Genomic DNA, 382 nt, shown 5'->3' on the forward strand with positions numbered 1-382 from the left:
CGTGGAAATATAGACAAGAACCTTGGCTCTATGCTTGATACTCTTTGACCTAATTTCTCTAGATCATGCGTACTTGGTTTGTAGCGAGTGAATACCAATAAGATTGTTCCATAAAGACGCTCTGTAACTTGATGAAGCTGAAATGCTGCTATATTCAGTTCACCTTGCTCTGATGCAGCACTGTACATTTTTAGGAATCCATTGGCACTATTAAACCAATACTCAAAATCCTCTTCAGCTAATTTTTTTCTTTCTTTGGGTGTTATTTCTATTGGCTCAGCCAATTGAAATTTACCTGAATCATACAGAAGTACTCCTTCTCGCAGGATGTCAATATAAAAGTACTGACTTTTCCTTAAACGACGATTTACAAACTGGATAT

The 382-nt window shown here is 36.6% G+C and carries 1 protein-coding gene; it reads right to left on the bottom strand.

Annotation, left to right across the window (positions count from 1 at the left end; all coding sequences use genetic code 11):
* Positions 1 to 382: HEPN domain-containing protein (locus BQ17_RS19525; protein WP_176722527.1), on the bottom strand; the 382-nt coding region annotated here is incomplete at both ends.

Source organism: Candidatus Thiosymbion oneisti (assembly GCF_900092655.1).
Lineage (GTDB): Bacteria > Pseudomonadota > Gammaproteobacteria > Chromatiales > Chromatiaceae > Thiosymbion > Thiosymbion oneisti.